This window comes from Candidatus Poribacteria bacterium, from assembly GCA_028820845.1.
Lineage (GTDB): Bacteria > Poribacteria > WGA-4E > WGA-4E > WGA-3G > WGA-3G.
This window is the reverse complement of sequence record JAPPII010000086.1, coordinates 21,614-28,055: the sequence shown is the minus strand read 5'-3', so window position 1 is coordinate 28,055 and position 6,442 is coordinate 21,614. Positions and strand designations below refer to the sequence as shown.

At 46.5% G+C, this 6,442-nt stretch carries 5 protein-coding genes and 1 other RNA gene; all 6 read left to right on the top strand.

Annotated elements, in window-relative coordinates; all coding sequences use genetic code 11:
* Positions 1-5 precede the first annotated feature (5 nt).
* The 6 genes from ffs (at position 6) to mnmG (ending at position 6,424) form a co-directional block, all read left to right on the top strand.
* Positions 6-270: signal recognition particle sRNA large type (gene ffs, locus OXN25_16685), an RNA gene on the top strand.
* Between the two features lie 222 nt (positions 271-492).
* On the top strand, positions 493-2,283 hold the full coding sequence (gene dnaX / locus OXN25_16680; protein MDE0426489.1) for a DNA polymerase III subunit gamma/tau: 1,791 nt from the start codon (positions 493-495) through the stop codon (positions 2,281-2,283).
* 129 nt (positions 2,284-2,412) lie between these two features.
* Complete coding sequence (locus tag OXN25_16675; protein ID MDE0426488.1) at positions 2,413-2,721, top strand: YbaB/EbfC family nucleoid-associated protein; 309 nt, start codon at positions 2,413-2,415, stop codon at positions 2,719-2,721.
* 121 nt (positions 2,722-2,842) lie between these two features.
* A complete protein-coding gene (gene recR, locus OXN25_16670) occupies positions 2,843-3,457 on the top strand; it encodes a recombination mediator RecR (protein ID MDE0426487.1) in 615 nt (204 codons plus the stop codon).
* Positions 3,458-4,459: a M28 family peptidase gene (locus tag OXN25_16665; protein ID MDE0426486.1), complete on the top strand. Its 1,002-nt coding sequence runs from the start codon at positions 3,458-3,460 to the stop codon at positions 4,457-4,459.
* 60 nt (positions 4,460-4,519) lie between these two features.
* Entirely contained in the window at positions 4,520-6,424 is a 1,905-nt protein-coding gene (gene mnmG / locus OXN25_16660) for a tRNA uridine-5-carboxymethylaminomethyl(34) synthesis enzyme MnmG (GenBank protein MDE0426485.1), read from the top strand.
* Positions 6,425-6,442: the final 18 nt, after the last annotated feature.

Sequence of the window (6,442 nt, the reverse complement as noted above, 5' to 3'; positions counted from 1 at the left end):
CTTGGCTATGCTAGGTGGGGAGGTAGCGGTGCCCTGTATCTGCAATCCGCTAAAGCAGAACTGAACCCCCGGTATGCGGCCTGTTTCTGTGGGGCCTGTCCCACGCACGTGGTGTTGAGGGTTGGGTCTTGAGCAACGAGTGCTTGTTGAACCCCGTCAGGTCCGGAAGGAAGCAGCGGTAGATAAGTGGCTCGTGTGACGCAAGGGTGCCTGACCTGAGCTAACGACATGGGAAACGCTCGGAGAAGCTTGTCAACTCTGGGTGCATAGTCATTTTTTTCTGCGATAAAAACTTTTCAGGATCCAGGGGCGGCTGGACTTAACCAAAAACCCAGATTCATGCCCTAAGGCATGAATACCGTTGATTTGAAGCCCACACGGGAGACCTCATACCGTTGATTCTGATTTGTAAAACAAAATTGTGAGTGAGTAGTGAACAATTTGTCTTAGCTTTACATTGTGGAGCGGTGACCCGATTTAATAAGTAAAAAAATGGCTTACGAGGTACTCGCCCAAAAATGGCGTCCCCAAAACTTCAGTGATGTTGTTGGACAGGAGCACGTTACAAAGACGCTGAAAAACCAGATTTTGTCCGAGCGCGTCGGACATGCCTATCTTTTCTGGGGTCCGCGCGGCACAGGAAAGACAACGGTTGCTCGTATTTTTGCCAAAGCCGTCAACTGTCCTAACCGTCTGCAAGAAACGGAATTTGACTCCACCACCACCGCTGAACCTTGCAACCAATGTGAATTTTGCAATGACATCTCGCATAGTAGATCCCTTGACGTATTCGAGATGGATGCTGCCTCTAATCGCGGCATTGATACCATTCGAGACCTTCGCGAAAACGTTAAACTCTCCCCTGCTACTTGCACCTATAAAATCTATATCATAGATGAAGCGCACATGCTCTCGCCGGAAGCATTTAATGCCTTGCTTAAAACGCTTGAGGAACCACCACCACATGTCATCTTCATCATGGCGACCACTGAACATGCCAAAATTCCCAAGACAATCAGTTCGCGCTGCCAAGATTTTGATTTCCGGCACTTAGAAGACGAAAAAATCATTGAACGTCTGCAGTTGATTGCTAATGCGGAAGAGGTCTCGGCGGATGCCGATGTCCTTGCACTCATCACCCGACAATCTGAAGGATGTCTGCGAGACGCTGAAAACCTATTAGAACGCCTCATCGCTTCGACTGGAAAGGATTTGACGATCGAGGCTGTTGAACAAACCATTGGACTCGGATCCAGCTCTCTCCTTCGCGATCTTGCCGCAGCAATTATAGAAAGACACCTCGCAAAAGGATTGAAGACGCTGAACAACCTAACGAAGCAAGGCACCGATTTATCGAAATGTCTTGATCATCTCATCAGCCATTTTCGGGATCTTCGACTCTTGGCGATTGATGATAGCCTGAGTGAACTGCTTCAAAGTCCCCAATCGGATCTCCCTGAACTCAAACAGCAGGCTGAACAGATGTCAGTCAATCGACTATCGCGAATTATTAGAATTTTGATGCACACCAGTCGCGATATCAAGCAGTACGGGTACCCCCAACTGCAATTAGAGGCTGCGTTTATTCAACTTAATTCGCTTGAAGAAGGTGTACATCTTGAAGAGATTGTTAGTAAACTATCGACATTAGAGCGGAAATTCGATGAGGTCGGGATTTCAGCAATACAGAAAATGCCGCCCCAGCAATCTCTATTTTCGAGCGAAAATCCAACGAGTACACGAGCTACATCCAACCAACTTCCTTTCCCTACAAGGCAAGAGACTTCTTCCCCAAACCCATCTGATTTGGCAAAGGAAGCGACAGGTAAACAGTACGACAAACAAGCCTCAACTTCCCCTGCACCGACACCAAATAGGTCAACCTCTTCTGATGTTTGTTCACTGACAGAACTGCCTTCGTTTTGGGAGGAGATCAGATCCAACCTTCCAATGCGGATCAGTCGTGGCTTATTGGCGGAATCCGTCCTATCTGTGAACGCTACAGACGTGGTTGAAATCGCGTGTTTGCCTTCATCTCTCCCCATAATTATGGAAGACGACAAAAAAATTATAACTGAGGCACTCACGCACGCTGTCGGCGAACCTGTAAAAATTGAGTGGGTTGTTTTAGATACTGTTCCATCTGAACCAGCAAAATCTGAGAACACGCCCGAAGAGACGAATCAGAAAACTCCACTCATGCGGAGGGTTGAAGCTGAGGACGACCCACAACTCAAAACAGCACTTACGCTCTTTGAGGCTACGGTTTTGGAAACCCAATAATCGCGTCTTTCCTAATGGGAAAGACGTATTCTTATAAGGAAATTTCTATTGTACTCAGCATTTTTGTAACAAGTCAATCACTTATGCGTATACGATTATAAAATTGTTTAGAGGCAGGATAAAAAAATTATGAAGATGAATGACCTGATGAAACAGGCACAGCAGATGCAGAAACGGATGCTGGAAATCCGAGAAGAACTTGCAAACCGAACCGTCGAAGCAACCGTCGGCGGCGGTATGGTAACTGCTGTTGTCAATGGACAACAGGAAATTGTTTCACTCCATATTACACCGGAAGTTGTTGATCCGGACGATACTGAAATGCTTGAAGACTTGGTTGTTGCTGCTATCAACGAAGCACTGCAACAATCACAAGAATTGATGTCCTCAGAAATGAGCAAATTGACCGGTGGACTTAAAATTCCAGGGCTACCCTAACCAGAATTGTTATCAACTGATTATTAGCAAAAGCGCGTTGTCTGTACCGAAAAATCTTCACAATCTATGCGCAGGATTGATAGTTAACCGCTGATGGCTGACAACCGATAATCAAGAATTCATGCAAGAATATCCTAAACCGCTGGCGAAACTTATCTCAGAGCTCCAGAAACTCCCTACGATTGGACAGAAAACAGCACAGCGCTTAGCGTTCTTTATGCTGAAGCTACCTGATACCGAGACTGCCCAAATCGCAGAAGCTATCGCACAAGTAAAGAAACTGTTATGTTACTGTGACATCTGTGGTGCTATTACTGATACCGATCCGTGCTACATCTGTACAAATCCACGCCGCGATCAACAAGTCATCTGCGTTGTTGAAGAGTCTGATGACCTGTGGGCAATTGAGCGAACTAATGGTTATAAGGGGCTTTATCATGTCTTAGGTGGTGTTTTATCACCATTGGATGGGACTGGACCCGATGAACTCGGAATAAATAAACTCTTTCAACGCATTAAGCAACCTGCTGCTGGGGCAAAACCTGTTCAGGAGGTAATACTCGCCACAAATTGGACCACCGAAGGACAGGCAACGGCACTCTATCTTACGCAGCACTTAGAGATGTTTAAAGTCGATGTCACTCGTATTGCCTATGGTATTCCTGTTGGTGGTGATTTGGAATATATTGACGAGGTAACCCTCGCGAAGGCACTCGAAGGCAGGCGGAGAGCTTAGATGAGAAAACAATTGTTCGTATTTGTAGCACTCTTGATAGCAGTCAGCAGTCAGCAGTCAGCGGTCAGTAAAGAAGACGTTCTGATAGAAAACAACACACAGGCTGCTCCAAAGGAGTTGCCGATAACTGATAACCGACAGCCGATAGCTATCTTTGATGCACAACGGGCTTTCGCAATATTAGAGAAACAGTGCGAATTTGGACCGCGACCGCCGGGTTCAATAGCACACCGTCAAACGCAAAGTTATTTGTTCGCTGAACTTCAAAAATATGCGAATAACGTAGAACTTCAGCCATGTCAATACGAGGTAGATGGTGTAACGCTCCGACTCAATAATATCTTAGCGGAGTTTGGACCGAAAGCCGAAGCCATCCCGTCTGTTACTGGGGTAGAACCGATTGGAGAGACGCTTCTACTCGCTGCACATTGGGACACACGTCCCATCGCTGACCGAGATCCAAAGATAGAAAATCAACATAAGCCGATTCTCGGTGCTAACGATGGAGCCTCTGGGGTTGCGGTACTTCTTGAGATCGCGAGAGTTCTCAGTCTACATCCACCACCGCGTCGAATTGTTATTGTGCTTTTCGATGGTGAAGATTACGGTAGATCCGTTGACGACATGTTCATCGGTTCTCGCTTTTTCGCACAAAATCTTGGAAAATGGAGACCTGATTACGGTATACTATTGGATATGGTGGGAGACAAGGATTTGAGTCTTCCAATAGAGCGTTACTCTTGGGAAGCAAATCGTGAGTTCACCCAAGCAATCTGGGATCGAGCATCAACCCTTGGTTTAGCGCCTTTCCAGCAACGCTTAGGGGCAGCGATTTTGGACGATCACGTTCCACTCATCAAAGTGGGGATTCCAATGGTGAATATCATTGATTTCACCTACCCATATTGGCATACCGTTGAAGACACAGTGGACAAATGTAGTGCAAAAAGCCTTGAAGTCGTTGCCACGCTTGTTATCAGTATCATTTATGATGGACTCTAATTATGGTAAACCAGAAAAATAAATGAACATTTTACCCCGGCCCGGTAACCACGAAAAGATATGAACACTTATCAAAAGCATTATGATGTTATTGTAGTCGGAGCAGGGCATGCCGGTTGTGAGGCTGCACTTGCTGCTGCGCGGATGGGTTGTGAAACACTCATCGTTACTATCAATCTTGATACAATTGCGAAAATGTCTTGTAATCCCGCCATCGGTGGGCTTGCTAAGGGGCATCTTGTTAAAGAGATAGACGCGCTCGGCGGCGAGATGGCAAAAAATATTGACAAAACCGGCATTCAATTCCGCCGTCTCAATACCAAAAAGGGACCGGCTGTTAGGTCGAGTCGAGCACAAGCAGATAAGAAGGCGTACCAAGATGAAATGAAGCGCGTCTTGGAGGCACAAGAACGACTTGATATCAAACAGGTATTGGTTGAAGAACTCCTTATTGAAAATGGGAAGTGTATTGGCATTTTAAGTCAGACCCGGACTGCTTATTTGGGCGAAACTGTAATTCTCACAACCGGGACTTTCCTGAAAGGCATAATTCATATTGGTGATGTTTCCTATAGTGCCGGTAGAGCTGGTGAGTCCTCTGCTGAGAAACTCTCGGAAAGTTTTTTGAACCTCGGTTTTGAGATTGGTAGGCTCAAAACGGGGACACCCCCGCGCGTCAACGCCCATACAATTGACTTCAGCCAAATGGAAATCCAACCCGGCGATGAAGATCCACTCCCCTTCTCTTTCACAACTGAACGCATTACCCAGTCGCAGCTGCCCTGTTATCTGACTTACACAAACGAGAATACGCACGCTATCATTCGTGAAAATCTCCATCGGTCTGCGATGTACAGCGGTCGCATCGTTGGTATCGGTCCCCGCTATTGTCCGTCAATTGAAGATAAGGTAGTCCGATTCGCCGAAAAAACTGGACACCAAGTTTTCGTTGAACCGGAGGGGAGGGATACGGATGAGATTTATCTGAACGGGATTTCTGCAAGTCTACCAGAAGATGTGCAGGTCGAGATGGTGCATAGCATCAAGGGGTTAGAGAACGCCGAAATTATGCGCTTCGGATACGCCGTGGAGTACGACTTTGCTCCAGCGACCCAACTGCAGCCAACGCTTGAGACGAAACGCGTACCTCGACTCTATTTCGCAGGACAACTCAATGGCACCACGGGGTACGAGGAAGCCGCCGCACAAGGACTTATGGCAGGAATCAACGCAGCACTAAAAGTCAAAGGTGAAAAACCTCTTATCCTTGACAGAGCCCAAGCCTATGTAGCTGTACTTATTGACGATCTTGTTACCTTGGATATTCGTGAACCTTACCGCATGTTCACGTCGCGCGCCGAGTACAGACTGACCTTGCGGGAAGACAACGCCGATCTAAGACTCACTGAAATGGGTAAACGAATTGGGCTTGTTGATGACAACAGATACCGTCAATTTCAAAAGAAAGCCGAAAATATTCAAACAGAATTAAAACGCTTGCACGAAACTGTTCTCAAACCAGCGGAACCGCCTCTTATTGGAGAAGGACAGGTTGTGCCTGCTGACAGTTGGGCAACTATAGTCAAAACTGGTGAATTAAAGCAACCCACATCTTTGGCGGAACTGTTGAGACGACCTCAACTTCATTACGAAGATATAAGTCAAATTATACCATCGCCTGAGATTTTGTCGGAAGCCGTGAAGGAGCAGGTGGAGATTCAAATTAAATACGATGGCTACATTCAGCGACAGCAGCGACAAATTCACCAATTCAAAAAGATGGAAAACTTCCGGATACCCGATACATTTGACTATGATGAGGTTCCCGGATTAAAGGCGGAAGCACGTGAAAAACTGATGAAAATTCGACCTGCTTCTATTGGACAAGCCTCGCGGTTGCCCGGTGTTTCGCCTGCGGATGTTTCAATATTGATGGTTATCCTTCATCAACACAACGCAACGTAGCGAACCGCGAATAGCAAA

Bases quoted from the DNA above. Each gene is read 5' to 3' on its own strand.
- OXN25_16665 (MDE0426486.1), top strand. From the start codon at position 3,458: ATGAGAAAACAATTGTTCGTATTTGTAGCACTCTTGATAGCAGTCAGC.
- recR (MDE0426487.1), top strand. From the start codon at position 2,843: ATGCAAGAATATCCTAAACCGCTGGCGAAACTTATCTCAGAGCTCCAG.
- dnaX (MDE0426489.1), top strand. From the start codon at position 493: ATGGCTTACGAGGTACTCGCCCAAAAATGGCGTCCCCAAAACTTCAGT.
- OXN25_16675 (MDE0426488.1), top strand. From the start codon at position 2,413: ATGAAGATGAATGACCTGATGAAACAGGCACAGCAGATGCAGAAACGG.
- mnmG (MDE0426485.1), top strand. From the start codon at position 4,520: ATGAACACTTATCAAAAGCATTATGATGTTATTGTAGTCGGAGCAGGG.